The 16,465-nt window shown below is 62.6% G+C and carries 14 protein-coding genes; 6 read left to right on the top strand and 8 right to left on the bottom strand.

Annotated features, from left to right (window positions below):
• Positions 1–117: 117 nt before the first annotated feature.
• Both DWB85_RS03655 and DWB85_RS03650 read right to left on the bottom strand, forming a co-directional pair.
• Positions 118–1,608: a sensor histidine kinase gene (locus tag DWB85_RS03655; RefSeq protein ID WP_117952850.1), complete on the bottom strand. Its 1,491-nt coding sequence runs from the start codon at positions 1,606–1,608 to the stop codon at positions 118–120.
• Positions 1,605–2,324, bottom strand: coding sequence for a response regulator transcription factor (locus tag DWB85_RS03650; protein WP_205422652.1), 720 nt, complete (start codon positions 2,322–2,324; stop codon positions 1,605–1,607). The genes DWB85_RS03655 and DWB85_RS03650 overlap by 4 nt, the downstream gene beginning before the upstream one ends.
• A gap of 233 nt (positions 2,325–2,557) precedes the next feature.
• On the opposite strand from DWB85_RS03650, the gene DWB85_RS03645 reads away from it, so the two are divergent.
• Complete coding sequence (locus tag DWB85_RS03645; RefSeq protein WP_117952849.1) at positions 2,558–2,992, top strand: hypothetical protein; 435 nt, start codon at positions 2,558–2,560, stop codon at positions 2,990–2,992.
• Positions 2,993–3,092: 100 nt separating this feature from the next.
• Here the strand turns inward: DWB85_RS03645 and DWB85_RS03640 are convergent, their stop codons facing one another.
• Positions 3,093–5,396, bottom strand: a complete 2,304-nt coding sequence (locus DWB85_RS03640) for a heavy metal translocating P-type ATPase (RefSeq protein ID WP_117952848.1) — start codon at positions 5,394–5,396, stop codon at positions 3,093–3,095.
• 10 nt (positions 5,397–5,406) lie between these two features.
• Positions 5,407–6,702: an MFS transporter gene (locus DWB85_RS03635; RefSeq protein ID WP_117952847.1), complete on the bottom strand. Its 1,296-nt coding sequence runs from the start codon at positions 6,700–6,702 to the stop codon at positions 5,407–5,409.
• Positions 6,703–6,785: 83 nt separating this feature from the next.
• On the opposite strand from DWB85_RS03635, the gene DWB85_RS03630 reads away from it, so the two are divergent.
• Positions 6,786–7,238, top strand: coding sequence for a pyridoxamine 5'-phosphate oxidase family protein (locus tag DWB85_RS03630; protein WP_117952846.1), 453 nt, complete (start codon positions 6,786–6,788; stop codon positions 7,236–7,238).
• On the opposite strand, the gene DWB85_RS03625 is transcribed toward DWB85_RS03630, so the two are convergent.
• On the bottom strand, positions 7,225–8,064 hold the full coding sequence (locus tag DWB85_RS03625; protein ID WP_117952845.1) for an NAD-dependent protein deacetylase: 840 nt from the start codon (positions 8,062–8,064) through the stop codon (positions 7,225–7,227). The genes DWB85_RS03630 and DWB85_RS03625 overlap by 14 nt on opposite strands.
• A gap of 84 nt (positions 8,065–8,148) precedes the next feature.
• Here DWB85_RS03625 and DWB85_RS03620 point away from each other — a divergent pair, with 84 nt between their 5' ends.
• Complete coding sequence (locus DWB85_RS03620) at positions 8,149–9,039, top strand: TIGR01777 family oxidoreductase (protein WP_117952844.1); 891 nt, start codon at positions 8,149–8,151, stop codon at positions 9,037–9,039.
• On the opposite strand, the gene DWB85_RS03615 is transcribed toward DWB85_RS03620, so the two are convergent.
• The gene (locus DWB85_RS03615; RefSeq protein ID WP_117953027.1) at positions 9,036–10,007 is read right to left on the bottom strand and encodes a YbgA family protein; all 972 of its coding nucleotides are present in this window, start codon (positions 10,005–10,007) and stop codon (positions 9,036–9,038) included. The two genes, DWB85_RS03620 and DWB85_RS03615, sit on opposite strands and share 4 nt — an antisense overlap.
• Positions 10,008–10,145: 138 nt before the next feature.
• On the opposite strand from DWB85_RS03615, the gene DWB85_RS03610 reads away from it, so the two are divergent.
• The 3 genes from DWB85_RS03610 to DWB85_RS03605 all read left to right on the top strand — a co-directional run bounded on the left by DWB85_RS03610 (position 10,146) and on the right by DWB85_RS03605 (position 11,840).
• Positions 10,146–11,141 carry a MerR family transcriptional regulator gene (locus DWB85_RS03610; protein WP_117952843.1) on the top strand — a complete coding sequence of 332 codons (996 nt, stop codon included), beginning with the start codon at positions 10,146–10,148 and terminating at the stop codon, positions 11,139–11,141.
• Between the two features lie 82 nt (positions 11,142–11,223).
• Positions 11,224–11,382 (top strand): hypothetical protein, encoded by a 159-nt coding sequence (locus tag DWB85_RS19480; protein ID WP_162845992.1) that lies wholly within the window; start codon positions 11,224–11,226, stop codon positions 11,380–11,382.
• Positions 11,382–11,840, top strand: coding sequence for an LEA/WHy family protein (locus DWB85_RS03605; protein WP_117952842.1), 459 nt, complete (start codon positions 11,382–11,384; stop codon positions 11,838–11,840). The genes DWB85_RS19480 and DWB85_RS03605 overlap by 1 nt, the downstream gene beginning before the upstream one ends.
• Before the next feature lie 3 nt (positions 11,841–11,843).
• On the opposite strand, the gene DWB85_RS03600 is transcribed toward DWB85_RS03605, so the two are convergent.
• A complete protein-coding gene (locus DWB85_RS03600) occupies positions 11,844–13,196 on the bottom strand; it encodes a sodium-dependent transporter (RefSeq protein ID WP_117952841.1) in 1,353 nt (450 codons plus the stop codon).
• Between the two features lie 64 nt (positions 13,197–13,260).
• Positions 13,261–16,458: an AsmA family protein gene (locus DWB85_RS03595; protein ID WP_162845991.1), complete on the bottom strand. Its 3,198-nt coding sequence runs from the start codon at positions 16,456–16,458 to the stop codon at positions 13,261–13,263.
• Positions 16,459–16,465 lie beyond the last annotated feature (7 nt).

Below are 16,465 nucleotides of genomic sequence, written 5' to 3'. Positions count from 1 at the left end.
AGTCTTCTGAGGTCACACAATCAGACAGGTCCATGGTGCCGCGTGGCACCGAATATGGCACCACGGGGCGTTACCCATCCCACCGGAATATTCAGCAAGTAAAAGGGCCACTCCAGCTTACGCGGCCCTCGGGATCGGAAGGCTGAACTCAAAACGCGTCCCCACGTTCATGGTGCTGGATACCGTGATGCGGCTGCCATGCAGGTCCAGGATACGCTTGACGATGGCGAGGCCCAGACCCGTGGAGTCGCCGCCGGAAGTTTGTCCGTGCCGGCTGGAGTAGAAGCGATTGAATATGCTGTCGATCCGGTCCTCCGGTATCCCGCAACCGGTATCCGATACCGCCACAGCGACACTTTCTGGAAGAGTGCTGATACCCAGCGTGATACTGCCCCCAGCGGGGGTAGAGTCCAGGGCGTTACGGATCAGGTTCTCCAGTACCCGCTGCACCAGGGCGATATCGGCGTGGACCAGCGCCGATCCTGGTTCTCCCTGCAGTTTCAGCTCGACATGCCTCCGCCTGGCCTCCAACTCGAAGTCCTGTACAACGTCATTTAATAATTCGGCCAGGGAAAAGGTCTCGAGTGACAGGGGCATACTGCCGGATTCCAGTTTCGAGAGTTCGAACAGGTCACCGATCAGTGCACCGAGTCGCTGGGTATGTTTGCGGGTGATCTGCAGATAGTGCTCGCGCTCGGTGGCATCCAACTCGTCGTTCTTAAGCAGCAGTGTATCCACGTAACCGTGCATGGTGGCCAGCGGCGTTCGCAGGTCGTGGGAAACGTTGCTGATCAGCTCCCGCCGCAGGCGGTCGGTTTCCTGCAGTGCGTTGAATTGTTCGTGGATCTTGTGGGCCATGGCCGCAAAGGCCTGGTTCAGACGGCTTATTTCGTCACCGCCTCGGTCTTCACCGCCTGACTCCGGGAACTGGCGCGGCTCGAGGGTGGTATCGAAGCCCGAATCGGAGAAAGTTTGCACCGCCTGGGTAAGGTGGCTCAGTCGACGGGTCAAGAGTGAAAACACCAGGAGCCCCGCGATCACTCCCCCGACCACCAGCGCTGCGATCGCTCCCAAGCTCGTTTTTCTGGCGTAGCTGCCCCGGATTCTGCCCGCCAACTGGTCGTATTGCTGCCCGCCCAGCACAACGTAGAGATAGCCCTCCACGCTGTCTCCGTTGGTCACGGGGGAGGCCGAAAATACTTTTTCCCGATGGGGATTGCGCGGATCGGCCCCATACAGCGGCGGTTCTCCCGCGCCGCCAATCAGCCGGAGCACGGGTGCGAGGTCGACTCGATCGGTGAGAATTGATTCGGGAGGCAGTGCGTGCCCGAGAATACGACCCTCTGGATCGAGGAGGTAGACCTCTACGGAGGGATTGATCACCATGGCCCGATCGGCCAGGCGCGCCAACTCGGCCCGGTTGACCTCGCCGTTCTCAATTAGTGTCGTCTGATCGGTGACGTACATGGCGATGGAGGCGTTGAGGCGTTGCGTCAGCTCCTCGTGGTACTGGCGGGTGCTCCATTTTTCTACTGCGTAGAATCCGCCGCCAACCGTTAGCATGATCAGCAGCAGCGCGACGGACAGCTTGGTGTAGAGGGACCTCATGATGCTGCCACTGCGGGGGGTGACTGCATTTTGTAACCCACACCCCAGACCGTAACGATATAGCGGGGGTGGTCACTGTCCGGCTCGATTTTCCTCCGCAGGCGGTTGATATGGGAATTCACCGTGTGTTCGTAGCCCTCGTGGCCGAAGCCCCACACGGAGTCCAAAAGCTGTGCGCGGCTGAAAACCTGGCCCGGATGCATGGCGAAATGCAACAACAGGTCGAATTCGCGCGCGGTGAGCTCCACGTGCCGGTGATCCACCGTCACCTCGTGGCGGGACGAGTCGATTCGGATATCCCCGATCGACAGTGACGCCGTCTCGCTCCCGGAGGGTGAACTCACGGCGTCGATGCGTCGGAACAGGGCTTTCACCCGCGCCACGAGTTCAGAAACGCTGAACGGTTTGGTCACGTAGTCGTCGGCGCCGAGTTCCAGTCCCAGCACCCGGTCCAGCTCGGACGACTTGGAGGTCAGCATAAGGATGGGTACGTAGCGACCGTCGGCCCGCAGGGCACGGCATATGGCCAGGCCATCGGGTCCTGGCAGTCGCAGATCCAGCACGATCAGGTCCCACGGCCGCGCAAACGCCTGGCGCATGCCCTCGTGGCCGTCGGCCACTATTGTTACCTGGAAGTTTTCGTCCCGCAGGTGCAGGGCCACGAGCTCGGCGATATCGGGCTCGTCTTCGACCACCAGGATGTTGCGCTGTGCCACGGCGGATACTCTATTGCTCCGGTAGTTCTGGAGTTTAGATTACAACTATCACAAAACTATCCCATTGAGTGAGTTGTCACCAGCGCCATTCACTCGCGAATGGCCATTGTGCGATAAATTGTTCGACGTGACTTTTTCGTGATAACTGTGTGATCACCACAGGATAATTCCATGGGATTCTTTCCTCCCGCGTCCAGGAAAGACGCGCCATTACTCACGTTTAGGAGGAGACTATGAAGTCAAACACAGCAGGTTTTTTGATCAGTTTAATCATGGGGCTATTGGTCGCTGGCGCTGTCCAGGCAAGGCCCGGAATCCCGAATTTCTCGCCCGCCATCTACGGCGATGGGGAAATGTGGGGCACCAAGGGCACCACGTCATTACCGGCTCCCAACGGGCACAACATACAGTCATTTGACAAGTTGTTCGTCTTCCCCGACGGGGCAGAAACAGCGTCTGGACAGCTTCCGGTATCGGAGGCCGCGCCGGGCAACCCTGATTACAACGGGGGGCGTTGGGCCACCTATACCATTGTCTGGAAGATGGGCAGTACTCCGCAGTTATTGACGTCCTACGCCGACATCATGTACTACGTCGACGCAGGTGAATTGATCATTGTCGAGGGTGACCACAGTTATTTCCAGTGTCCGTTGTTGCCCGTGAAATAAGTCGTTAGAAGCGGAAATAGCGAGAGGGCCGGGTCGTCCCGGCCCCTCATCTATTCAGCGACCACAAGGCCAAGCCCAAAGCCCTGGTGCGGTATGGCCGTTACTTGTAGCGCAGGCGTAGGGCGTTGCTGACTACCGACACGGAACTGAAGCTCATGGCCAGGGCGGCAATCATCGGCGACAACAGCAGGCCGGTTAGGGGATAGGCGACCCCCGCGGCGATGGGCACGCCGATACTGTTATAGAGAAAGGCGAAGCCAAGGTTCTGGCGCATGTTGCTCACTGTGAGTTCGGACAGGTGGATCGCCTCTCTGATTCCGCGCAGGTCACCCCTGACCAGCGTGACCTGGGCACTTCTCATGGCAACGTCGGTTCCGGTCCCCATGGCGATGCCCACGTTGGCCTTTGCCAGCGCCGGCGCGTCGTTTATGCCGTCGCCGGCCATGGCGACCACCGCGCCCTCCGCCTGGAGTTCGCTGACCAGGGCCAGCTTGCCGTCCGGGGTGATCTCACCGTACACATCATCAATACCCAGTTCTCGTCCCACGGCCCGCGCGGTTCTCTCACCATCGCCGGTTGCCATGATGATTCTGATGCCGGCCTCGTGAATCAGCTGGACGGCCTCATGGCTGGATTCCTTTACCGGGTCGGCCACTGACAGCACGCCCGCCAGGGTGCCGTTGACCCCGAGATAGATGACGCTGGCACCCTCGTCCCGCAGTTTGCTGGTTTTTTCTTCCAGGCCCGCGAGGTCAATGCCGTGTTCCCGCATCAGCGCGGTATTGCCCAGGGTCAGTGCAAGAGCCTCCACCGTTCCGGTCACGCCGATGCCTGAGTCGGAGTCAAAATCCGTTGCCGTTACCAGTTCCAGTCCCTGCTCCCGGGCCGCCGCGACTATCGCCATGGCGAGCGGGTGTTCACTGGCCTGGTCGAGGCTGGCCGCCAGCCGCAGCACCTCCTGTTTATCGAAGCCCTCGGTGGCGAGCGCCTCGCGGAAGGCCGGTCGCCCCTCGGTCAGGGTGCCGGTCTTGTCCACCACCAACGTATCGACTTTGCGCAGTGCCTCTATCGCCGCGGCGTCATGAAACAGCACGCCCTGGGTTGCGCCCTTGCCAGTGGCGACCATGATGGACATGGGTGTGGCCAGTCCCAGCGCGCAGGGGCAGGCGATGATCAATACCGCCACCGCGTTGATCAGGCCATAGACCCAGCTGGGCTCGGGCCCAACCATGCCCCAGGTAAAGAACGTGAGAATCGCGATGACAACCACGATCAGGACAAAATAACCGGCGACGTTGTCCGCCAGACGCTGCATGGGCGCCCGCGAGCGCTGGGCCTGGGCGACCATCTGTACGATCTGTGACAGGGTGGTATCCTGGCCAACGAGCTCGGCGCGGATCACCAGGCCGCCGCTGGTATTCATGGTGGCGCCTATGACCTTGTCGCCCTGACGCTTGGATACCGGCACCGGCTCGCCGGTGAGCATGGCTTCATCGACCGCGCTGCTGCCTTCCAGCACTTCCCCGTCAACGGGCACTTTTTCCCCGGGGCGCACGCGCAGACGATCGCCCGCGTTCACCTGGGTCAGTGGCACGTCTTCCTCGCTGCCATCGTCGTTGAGACGCCGGGCGGTATCCGGGGCCAGGCGGAGCAGGGCCTTTATTGCCTCGGAGGTCTTCGAGCGCGCCCGCAATTCGAAGACCTGCCCCAGCAGTGTCAGGGTGACGATCACAGCGGCAGCCTCGAAGTAAACGCTGATCCGGCTGCCCATGGCAAAGGAGGCCGGGAAAAGCTGGGGCGCCAGCGTGGCTATCACGCTGTAGCTGTAGGCCGCTGCGGTACCGAGTCCGATGAGGGTCCACATATTGGGACTGCGATTGATCACCGACTGTACGCCGCGGACGAAAAACGGCAGACCGCACCACAACACCACCGGGGTCGCCAGGGCTAACTCGACCCAGTTGTGCCAGGTTGGGGGTAGCCAGTCGTGGCCGAACATGGCGAGCACGAACACGGTGAAGGACAGGGGCAGGCTGACCCGGAAACGGCGGGTGAAATCCACCAGCTCGGGGTTCTCCTCCTCGTCCAGAGACGGCGCTTCCGGCTCCAGGGCCATGCCGCACTTCGGGCAGGTTCCCGGACCCTGCTGTCGCACCTCAGGGTGCATGGGGCAGGTGTACCAGGCTCGGGGGTCGACGGTTTCACCTGTCTCCTCGGCTGGCGCCAGGAAGCGCTCAGGATCAGCGGCAAAGTGGTCGGCACAGTGGGCGCTGCAAAAGTAGTAGCGCTGTCCTTGATGTTGACGCTGGTGGTCGGCGTCGCGGGTGACGGACATGCCGCAGACCGGGTCCTGCAGTTGCTCCTGTGTCCCGTGATGGGAACACGCGCGGTGATGATCGTGCATATATCCTCCCTCATACCTGTGATCGCCGATGCCGACAATCCTGTCCTCGCTCCCTCAAACCGTAGATGAAGAACAGGCTACTGGCAAAGCCCAGACACGCCAACGCCAGCAAGCCCGAAAATACAAATTGATGTCCTGTCACCGGGTCGTGGTTCTCCAGCGCCCAGCCCATGGCCGGGGCGAAGAAGATGTCCGGGGTAAAGCCGATCACCGAGATGATACCGATGGCGGTGCCGGTGATGCCCAGGAGCATGCGCGACTCGGCGAGCAGGGCGAAGTAGATGGCGCGCAGGGCGTAGACGGCCACGCTGGTGAACACGATATTGGCCACCAGTACCCAGTACAGGTCCGGCCCGGGCACCAGCACCGCAAACAGGGCGTAGCCCGCCAGCAGTATGCCGAATGAACCGAGTACCACCCGCGAGGGCCTGATGCGGTCGGCCAGGAACCCCGCGGCGATGGCGCTCAAGGGGCGCAGCCAGGCGCTGCTGGCGGCGATGCCGGCGCCTTCCGCCTCGCTCAGGCCGTAGCCCTGCACCGCGTACAGTACATAGTTGTCCACCCCCTTGTAGGAGACGTAGGCGCTGACCACAATGACCACCTGGGGCCAGATCATGCGGTTCCCCAGCACGGCGCGAATGCGCCCGCTGGCAGGTGTCGCAGTGATGGCCATGGGCCCACTGCCGCGGGTCGTGGGAACCCAGAGCCAAACCAGCACGGCGGCGATTGCGGTGGCCCCGGTATAGAGGTAGATAATGCCCTGCAGGGCCGCGCGCTGGTGCGCTGGGTCCAGCGCCGCCGGATCATCTGGCAGCAGCACGCCGAGCCCGAATGCGGCAGTGGAGGCCAGCAGGGCCGCGAAAGCGCCGCGACCGGCTTCCAGCAGGCCGAAGGCCCGGCCCTGTTCGGTCTGGCCGCCCCAGACCCGGGTGGCCTTGATCAGGGCACTCCAGAACAGCAGGATGGTTGAGCAGCCCCAGAAGCCGTACAGCAGTTGCAGGCTGCCCGGGCCGGGTATCTGCGCCAGCACCAGGCCGCCCGCCGCGGTGGCTAGCAGGCTGGCCAGCAACAGGTGGCGGGCGTCAAAGCGGTCCGCCAGGGGCCCGCCGAGAAAATAACAGGCCATGGCGATAACGCCGTAGGTGCCCTGGGCCTGGCCGATTTCCAGGTTGCTGACCTGGAATACGTCGAGAAAGGTGGGGCGGAAGAAGCGGACGATGTGAAAGGGCAGGGAGAAGACCGCCTCGCCAGCGATGATCAGGGCTACCAGCGCCAGTGGCTTATGACGCTCGGTGGTTGTGGTCATCGGCAGCGGCTCCGAAGGTGTATCTGTTGTCTGCTATGCTTGCAGCCTAACACAGCAATGTCGGCAACGAGGTGAGAAGTAAGATGGAAGTTAAAGGTCCCTGGGATTTAGCGGCCGCGGAGCAGTGGCTTGGTCAATGTGCGATGCCCATTCGTCTGGCCTGTACCGGTGAGGACGGTTTTCCCCGGGTGGTCTCCGTCTGGTTCCTGTATCGGGAGGGGGAGTTTCTCAGCGTCTCCCACCGCGATTCTTCACTGGTGAAGTTGCTGCAGTCTTCGCCGCAGGTGGGTTTCGAGGTCTCTCCCAACGAACCCCCATATCACGGTGTGCGCGGCCAGGGAACCGCGAGCCTGGCAAGCGAGGGCGCGGGAGAGGTACTGCGGGCAGTGATCAGCCGTTATCTAGGCAGCAGTAATAGCAGCCTGGCGGAATGGCTGCTGTCGCGGGAAGACGAGGAAGTAGTGATCCGGGTAGCGCCGCAGCGGTTTTTCACCTGGGACTACCGCGATCGCATGGAGCCCGTTAAGCAGCCCTGAGACGGGACGCCAGCCTGCTGAGTACGCTAACTGCGTCGGCGTCGATTTTCAGTGCCGCTATGGGGTCTGCCCGGGTCACACCGGGATTGATGAGGGCGATGGGCTTGCCCGCCTCTTTTGCCTGGCGGCAGAAGCGGTATCCCGAGTACACCTGCAGGGAACTGCCGATAACCAGCAAGGCATCAGCCCGCTCCAGGGCCGTGCGGCAGGACTCCACCCGTGCGGCGGGCACCGAGCCGCCGAAAAATACCACGTCCGGGATAAGCACTGCGTCGCAGGCGGGGCAGGGGGGCACCCTGAAACGCTCCAGCTGCGCGTCGGCCACATCGCTGTCGCCATCGGGTTTGATTTGCTGGCCCGTGGTCCCGGGGGCGTTATTGTGCGCCAGCAACCACTGCTGGATGGTTTCCCGCTCCTCGAGATTGTTGCACTGCAAGCACCGCACCCGGTCCAGCCTGCCGTGCAGGTCGATAACTTTCCTGTGACCCGCCCGCTGGTGCAGGCGATCAACGTTCTGGGTAATGAGCAACTCTACCCGCTCATTCTCCTCCAGTTGCGCCAATGCGCGGTGGGCCGGGTTGGGAGCTGCGTCCCTGACATGGGGCCAGCCGCGCAGGGAGCGGGCCCAGTAGCGCCTGCGGGTGAACTCGTCGCTGACAAAATCGCCATGCTGGATCGGCTTGTGGTGGAGCCATTTGCCATCGCCATCGCGGTAGGTGGGGATACCGGAGGCGGCGCTGATGCCGGCCCCGGTGAGGATAACGACCCGGGGGTAACGGCGCAGAAAGGCCGCCAGCTGGTCAGCGAGGGTAATAGCGCTATTCATCGCGGCAGTATACGCTGGCCCGGGGTTGCATGGATCTTTGATCTGCTCGCCTGTAGCGACGTATACATTCACGGGAGGCTCATCATGCATATACTCATCACCGGTGGTACCGGCTTCATCGGCGAGGCCCTGGTGCCGGCACTGCGTCAGCAACAGCATACGCTCAGAATCCTGACCCGGCAGTCACGGGCAGGCGGCGACGGTGTCGACTACATCAAGGCCCTCGATGACATCCCGAGGGAACAAACCGTACACGCGGTGATTAATCTCGCCGGCGCCTCGCTGGCGGATCGGCGCTGGAGCGGCTCTTACAAGCGGGAAATCGTCAACAGCAGGCTGGATACCACCGCGGCGCTGGTCAACTGGCTGGCCGGGCGCGAGCAGAGGCCGGAGGTGTTGCTCAGCGGTAGTGCCATCGGCTATTACGGGCACCATGGTGATGAGCGCCTGGACGAAAACGGCAGCACTAACCCGTGTTTCGCCCAGGCGCTGTGCCAGCAGTGGGAGGCAAAAGCCGGCGAGGCCTCCGGACTTGGTGTCCGCACCTGCCTGCTACGTCTCGGCGTGGTGCTGGACAGTGGCGGTGGGGCCTTTCTGCAAATGGCCCGTCCCTTCCGCTTCGGCATAGGCAACTGGATTGGCGACGGCCACCAGTGGCTCAGCTGGATTCATCGGGCCGACGTGGTGAGCGCCATGCTGTTCCTGCTGGCGGAAGACAGTCTGTCAGGCCCCTTCAACCTGACCGCGCCAGAGCCGGTAACCAGTCGCGGCTTCTGCGAGGCGATGCAAAAACAACGCCGCACGATCATCAATGCGCCGGTGCCTGCCGCGGCGATGCGGCTGCTGCTGGGGGAGATGGCCGAGGAGCTGCTGATCAACGGCCAGCGCGTCGTGCCCGCCAGGCTGCGGCAGGCGGGGTTAGAGTTCCGCTATCCGTCGCTCGACGCAGCACTGAGGGACATCCTCGCCGCCTAGACCACGTTGCGCAGCTGTAACTGGTCCGGATAGGGCTCCAGAAACACCTGCTGGTCGATGTAGGCATTGGGGTTGTTGGCGAAGTGGTGCTTGAGCATGGTCACCGGCACCACCAGCGGGACTTGCCCCAGGCGATACTGGTCGATGAGCCCCTTCAGCCGCTGTCGCTCGTCGGCGCTGATTTTCTTTTTCAGGTAACCGGACAGGTGGAATAGCACGTTGCTGTGGCTGCGCCGGGACGCACGCTGGGTCAGGGCGTACATCAGGGTGGCGATAAACTCCTCGGCTAGGGCATCCAGGTCCCTGTTGCCCGCATCGGCGAGCAGGGGGCCCAGTTGCTTGTAACTGGGCACGTGGTGCGCCATGACCAGGTACTTGTGGCGGCTGTAAAAGTCGATCAGGGCCGCGGCGCTCAGGCCGGCCGCGCGCAGTTGTTTCCACTGGTGGTAAACCAGCGCCCGGGTAACAAAGCTTTCCCGCAGCCCGGGGTCGTTCAAGCGGCCATCGTCTTCCAGGGGCAGCAGCGGATCAGCCCCGGCCAGCGCGCGGGCGAAAATCCCCTGCTGGTCGTGGGCGACAATATTACCCTTTTGGTTGAAGCGCTTCACCCGCTCGAATCCACAGCTGGGGCTGGCTTTCACCAGCACGTACCCGGCCAGTTCGGGGGCCAGTGCCAGTACCTCGCGGGCATGGCCGGCTATGGCGTCAGTGTGATCGTGCTGGTGGGTGTCCACATCGAGTACGCGGATATTGTCCTCATCCCCAACCAGGTGTATGGGAGGGCGGGGTACGCCGAGGCCGGCGGCCATTTCCGGGCAGAACGGGCGCATCTCGAAAATCTCCGCGATGCGCTTTACATGGATATTGGCGGCCTTGGTCTGCCCGTTGTAGCGGACTTCCCTGCCGGCCAGGCAGGCGCCAATGCCCATGACAGGCCTGGGCGCTTCTGTGGGATCGTATTCTGTCATCGAATCAACATACTCCAAGCCTGAACAGGCGACAAGTTCCAGGGCTTCATACGCTGCCTTGGGCGATCGGGATTACCCGTCATCCGGACGGACATATGCTGCGTACACTCAGTTAAACGTGCAACCGGGTACCGAAAGATGGCAGAACAACAGTTACAATCCAGGCCCCTCTACGGCATAGGCACCGTGGCCAGACTCACCGGCCTCAAGCCAGACACGCTGCGCGTCTGGGAGCGCCGCTATGACCTGGGCGCCAGCCAGAAATCCGACACCGGGCGCCGCCAGTATACCCAGGCCGATCTGGAGCACCTGCAGCTGGTGGCCGCACTGGTGCGGTCCGGCGCACGCATTGGCGAGATAGCCGCCAGCGAGCGCAAAACCCTGGAGCGGCTGGTGGAGGCCTGTACCGACGGGTCCCGTAGTCCGGCTGTGGACAAGCCCCAGGTGGTATTTGTCGGCGAGGCTATCTGTAACTGGCTGGAGGAGCACCAGGGCTGTCTCTCCGGCGTCAGTGCTCATCTGGCAGCCAGCCGCCTGGAAGCCCTCGAGCTGCAGGTGTTCGAGGAACTGGGCGAGATCGACCTGCTGGTGGTGGGCTGCGACCGCATGGGTGGCAACCAGTTTCGCCAGCTGAGCGAGCTGCGCCAGCTGCTGCAACCGGCATCGACCCTCGTTCTGCAGGCCGGCATGAGCGACAACTGGCTCGAGGAGCTGGCCTCAGAGGGCATTGCCACCATGGAATTTCCCCCGGATCGCGCCGAGCTCGCGTTTCACCTGACCCGCAGCAGTGCAGAGCGGGCGACGCGGGACGGCATCAACAGCCTCGCCGAGCTGGTCGCCTCCAGGCCGCGCCTGCATTCTGCCGGGCAGTTGGACAAGGCCGCGACCCTCACCACGGGCGTGGCCTGTGAATGTCCGCAGCACCTGGCGTCGTTGATTGCCCAGCTGGCCGAGTTCGAAGCTTACTCGGCTGAGTGCTCGGTGGATAACTGGCACGACGCCGCGGTGCACTCCTGCATCTACGCCTATACCAGCCAGTCGCGCTGGTTGATGGAGAAAGCGCTGGATCTGGTACTGCAGAGCCACGAGCAGGAGCAGGAAGAAATGGCGGCACCGGTATTGAAGAGCGCCTGATCCGAGGGTTACAGTCGCGCCGCTTCCCGCTAGAATCGTCCGGGATGAACCCGGCTCGCGGGTTGTTTGTGGAGAATTGGCTGTGACCCGAACCGGTAAAACCGTGGGCCTGGTGGCGACTGCCGCCATGTTTGCCTTCAGCACCTGGATGTACCTGCAGACCGGCGACTGGGTGGCCGCGGTCTTTGCCATCGGCAGTCTCGCCTACGCGCTGTTCTTCTTCAACCAGGATATATCGTGATGAAGCAGCTGCTCAGCCTCAGTCTGTATTTATCGCTGTTGCTCCTCATTGCCGGTTGCGCGTCCCTGCGACCGGACATCGATCCGCCGAAAGTCACCCTGGAAAGCTTCAGGCCCCTGCCGGGTACGGGCGGGGCGCCCCGTTTCGAGATCAGGCTGCGTATTGCCAACCCCAACAAGCAGTCCTTTGATGTCGCCGGTATCAGCTACGGGGTGGAGATACAGGGCGAGGAACTGATCAGCGGGCTTACCAGTGATGTGCCCGTGCTGGCGCCGTATTCAGAAGAAGTGGTGACCCTGGAAGCAGGGCTGCAGCTGTTACAGCTGTTGCGCCTGTTGAGCAGCCTGGGCATGGCGCCCTCCGACAGTCTGGACTACCGGTTCAAGGCAAAAATCGACTTCAAGGGTTTTGTGCCTACCCAACGGGTAGAGGAAACCGGCAGCTTCACCCTCAAGTAGTGTTCAGCCCAGCAGTGACTGGGCGAAAATCGCCAGGATGATAAGCGGGCACACCAGCTTCACATACCACGGCCAGATCTTCCAGAACCATCCCTGGGCCACATTCGGGCTGCCCTTGCGCAATTCTTCCAGCAGCGTATGCCGGTGCATGACCCAGCCGGCAAACACGCACAGCATGAAACCCAGCAGCGGCTGGCTGTAGCGGGTTGTGAGGGTAACCACGAAACCAAACAGGTTGCCAAAGTTGAGCAGGATAATGGTGCTGATGATGGCGATGGCGCCGCCCAGTATCCACACCGCCTTGTGCCGGTCGACCCCGTGTTCCTCGATGGTATAGGCCACGGGTACCTCCAGCATGGATATGGAGGAGGTGAGGGCGGCAATGCTCATCAGGAAGAAGAAGGTGATACTGACCACGATGCCGGTGAGCCCCATGCTGCGGAACAGCTCTGGCAGGACGGTGAATATCAGCGTGTCCTCGGACAGCAGTGCCCCGGTGGCGCTGTAGATCTCCACGCCATTATGCAGGGCCACGTACATGGCCGGCAGCACCAGGAAGCCGGCCAACACGGCGATAGCGATGTCGACCATGGTAACCATGCCGCCGAGCAGCGGCAGGTTTTCCCGGTCGGAGATGTAGGAGCCGTAAATCAGCATGGTGCCGACGCCCAGGGAGAGGGAGAAGAAGGCGGCCCCGAGGGCGGCGATGATGAGGCTCGGCGTCAGCGCCCGCTCGAAATCGGGCAGCAGGTATACCTTGAGGCCTTCCATGGCCCCGTCGAGCGTGAGTACGTAAGCTACCAGCACCAGCAGGGTAAGCAGCATGGCGGGCATCAGGCGCTCCGACCAGCGTTCGATGCCGGAGCGAACGCCCGCCGAGATAATACTGGTGGTAAGGCCCATGAACAGCAGCATGAATAGCAGGTTACGACCCAGGCCGAAGGACGTGAGCCACTCGGCAAGCTCAGTCATACCCACCAGGCTTGCCAGCGAGGCCAGGCAAAATGCGATCATCCAGCCAGCGACGATAGCGTAAAAGCTGAGGATCAGGCTGGCGACGATAAAACCGACAACGCCGGTGGTCGCGCCGACCCTGCGCAGCAGCGCATTAGGGGATATCAGCCGCAGCGCGCTGACGGCATTGGCGTGGGCGTGACGGCCGATGATCAGCTCCGCCATCAGCGCCGGGTAAGCGAGGGTGAAGGCCAGTACCAGGTACACCAGTAAAAAGGCCGCGCCGCCGTTACTGGCAGCCTGGGTGGGAAACCCCCAGATATTACCCAGCCCAACCGCGGAGCCGGCCGCAGCCATTACGAACCCGAAACGGGAGGAGAATTCACCCCGAGCAGATGCCATGTTTCACCCAGATCATTGTTATAGGCGGCGAATTGTAGCACGCCCGGCCGTCAGCAGAAGCGCCTCAGACAGCGCCGGGTTCGCAGGGGCTCCGGGTCCGGCGGCGCCGGTCACCGCCGAATATGCGCCGCGCGATTTGCGGCACCAGTGACAGTACTTCGGCATAGGCGTCAAAGGCGGCGGCGACCGGGGAAAGGGTGACCCTGGGGTCATCGAACTGGCCCCTGATGCGGATAGACGAGGGTACCTGCAATTTGCGACTGCGCGAGCGTGGCGTGAACTTGACGTCCATGGTGTGCCGGCCCAGGTCCAGCCTGGCGGAACCGGTGGCGACCATTCTGCGTGTCTCGATATACAGACTATCGCTGAACGCTACCCCATCATCGAGCACGAACTGGGCCATGGTGCAGTCCACCTCGGTGGACTCCTCCAGCGCGGCGCCGGAGTAAAACCATGACAGCAGGTCGGTAGCCAGCACATCGTAGGCGGCGCCGTCGATAACGGCGTCCTGCAAGGCAACACCCAGGTTGCCGTCGAGGCTTGCGACCAGTTGTTCGGGCGTGATTCCCTCGCCGGCCAGGCCGCCGCGCAGGTTGCCTATGCCGGTGATATTGAAGTCGATACCCAGGTCCCTGGTGAGAGTGTGGAGCGGTACCGCCACCGCATCCACCGCCAGGCTGACGAAGGGAGGGGAGGCGTTGAGATCTATGATGCCGCGAATCTCGGTCAGTGACTGGTCATAGCCGAGGGTGAAATCACGCAGGGTGTAGCGCTGCTCGGCGCCGGTGAAATGCAGGTTGAAACCGTCTATGCTGGTGTTGTCCCCGCTGACCTCGTTGAGCCTGATGGCGATATCGGTGTTGAATTTTGGCGCCTGTTGCAGCGCTTTCTGGAAACGCTCGCCCGGCTTGATGTCGTCCAGCTGCTCGGCCGGGTTGTAACTGCCTTCGGTCTGTTTCTGGGCCTGCAGACCGACGTCTTCCAGGCGCATGCTGGGACTATCCACAACCAGCTGCAGGGCGTCGATCTTGCCCTTGTCGTGCCTGACCTGTGCCTTGAACCTGAAATCCGACTGGTCGAAGCTTAGGTGCCCGCTGGCATCGGTGGTGCCCGCGCCGGCAGACAGGCGCAAGCTGCCGCGGCTTGGTCGGGTGCGCAGGCCGCTCGCTGCCTCGATCAGGGCCGGGTCGCGGAGCTGGAAGTCAAGGGCCAGTTCCCCCTGGGGCGTGCCGGTAAAGTTGAGCAACTTGCCCCGCGCATCGAGCTGCAAGGGCGACTGGCGGCCGGCGGAGGCCACCGTAAATTCCGTTAGCGACCAGTCGTTGCCGCTGCGCTCGAGCCCGAAGCTGCCGCCCAGTTCCGCCAGTTCACCGGCGTAATGGAAATCCTGGAACGTGGTGTTCAGCAGGTTGCGACTTTTTACCCCGCTGAACTGGCCACGCAGACTGAAGCCCTGCAGCCGGGCGACATCAGCCAGCCGTCCTGTCGCATTCAACTTTGCTTCCTCATTGTCCAGGCGCAGCCAGAGGTTCTCCAGGCTGAATCGGTCCTGCTGCTGTATCAGCCGGCCGCTGCCGCGGACCTCACCGAGCACGGGCACCGGCTTGCTGACAAACTGGGACAGGGCGCTGGTATCGCTGAGGTGCACAGTGAGATCGCCCGCAAAATCGTTCAGCAACTGCTCGTTGAGTGGGCGCAGGCTGCCGCTGCGGGTTAGCAGTGTCGCCACGATATCGCTGGATTCGGCTGTTATCTGCCCCTCCTTGACAAAAATTTCCTCGCCATTTCCGGCCAGGGATACCGAGCCATTGACTGCAAAGCCTGCGGGTACGCCGGCCGGCAGGTAGGGGCCGAGTTGCTCTGAGTCCGGGGCGAACACTGACAGCTTGAGCGCCAGCGACTCGATGGCCGCCAGGCCCTGCTGGTGGCTCAGGTCGCCGGTTTGTGCCGCACCCTCCGCCCGCAGCAAGACAGTCTCCCTGGAACCGGTCTCGGCAATAAAGTCCTCCAGACGCAGGCCGGTACTGCCGGCGACGATAAGGCCACTGGCGCTGAATTCGCCAGGCTCATGGGGCAGGGCGCCGATCCAGTGTTCCAGGGTTGCAAGTGAGGGCGCGCTGATATCAAGCCGCACCTGGTTTTCCTCACTGTCACCCCGCTGCGGGTCTATTCTTCCCTGCAGGTTGACCGTGAGTCCATTAGCGTTTTCGCTGCGCAGAATAAAGTCCTCGACTACCGGGTGGGACAGGCTGCCGCTGACCGTGGCGCTGCCCTGGGCCCGGCCCAGAGGGCGCAGGTCCACGTCCAGCCACTGCAATACCGCCTCCATGGTGGTCATTTCCCCGGCAATGGTGAGCAACAGCTGGTTTTCGCCGCTGAATCGGTAGTCCATTTTGCCATGGGCCTCGATGCCGTAGTCGGGCATGTTGTCGAGAATGAACAGGGCATTGGAGAGGCTGAAGCCGTCGGTATTGCCAGTCATGAGTGCCTTTACCGTGAGCTCGCCCGCGAGGGCATGGTGGGAGTCCAGCCCCGTCAGTAGCCTGGCCACCTCGCGGTAGTCTGCAACCAGCTTGAAGTCGTAGTTGAAGTCTTCCGGCGTGCCGCGCAGCTCACCGTCGAGATTGATCCGGCTACCGCTTTCAGGGGCGGTGAAACTGGCCGCAACTGCTATGCCAGTGGCCTGCTCGTGCTCAAACAGCGCCTGCAGATCCAGGCCAACCTGCAGGGGCTCTCCCTCGTAGCGGGCACTGGCGCTGGCGACAAAGCGTTTATTGCCGGTTCGGCTGCCCTGCAGGTCCTCCAGGGGAACGACCAGCGTGTCCTCGCTGGCAGTGACCACGTGCAGTTGCTGTACCGACAGCGCATCGGGCAGCCAGCGCAGGTACTGCAGCCAGTCCAGCGGCGCCGGATCGGCGGTGGCATCCCGGGATGAGACATAGATGGTAACCTGGCGGGCTGCGAGCCGACTCCCGGCCAGGTCGCCGCGGTAGATATCACCGGCGCTTAGGTCACCCTCGAAGCCCAGTACGCTGACAAAGGGAGGGCCGTCGTCGGCCTTGGGGTAGAGGTGGATTTCGCTGGCCGCAACCCGGCCCTTGAGGGGGCGCAGCAGCGGTTGCTGCAGCTCCAGCCGCAGGTCAGTGAAGGTATCGACGGCCCAGTGGGCGATATACAGCAGAGCGCGTTCGGAGCGCATTAGCAGCAGCGGTGACAGCAGCAGTACCGCGAGCAGGATCAGCAGAATGATTACCTTACGCATCCACTGC

This window comes from Seongchinamella sediminis (genome assembly GCF_003457605.1).
Lineage (GTDB): Bacteria > Pseudomonadota > Gammaproteobacteria > Pseudomonadales > Halieaceae > Halioglobus > Halioglobus sediminis.
This window is presented reverse-complemented; position numbering and strand designations above follow the sequence as displayed.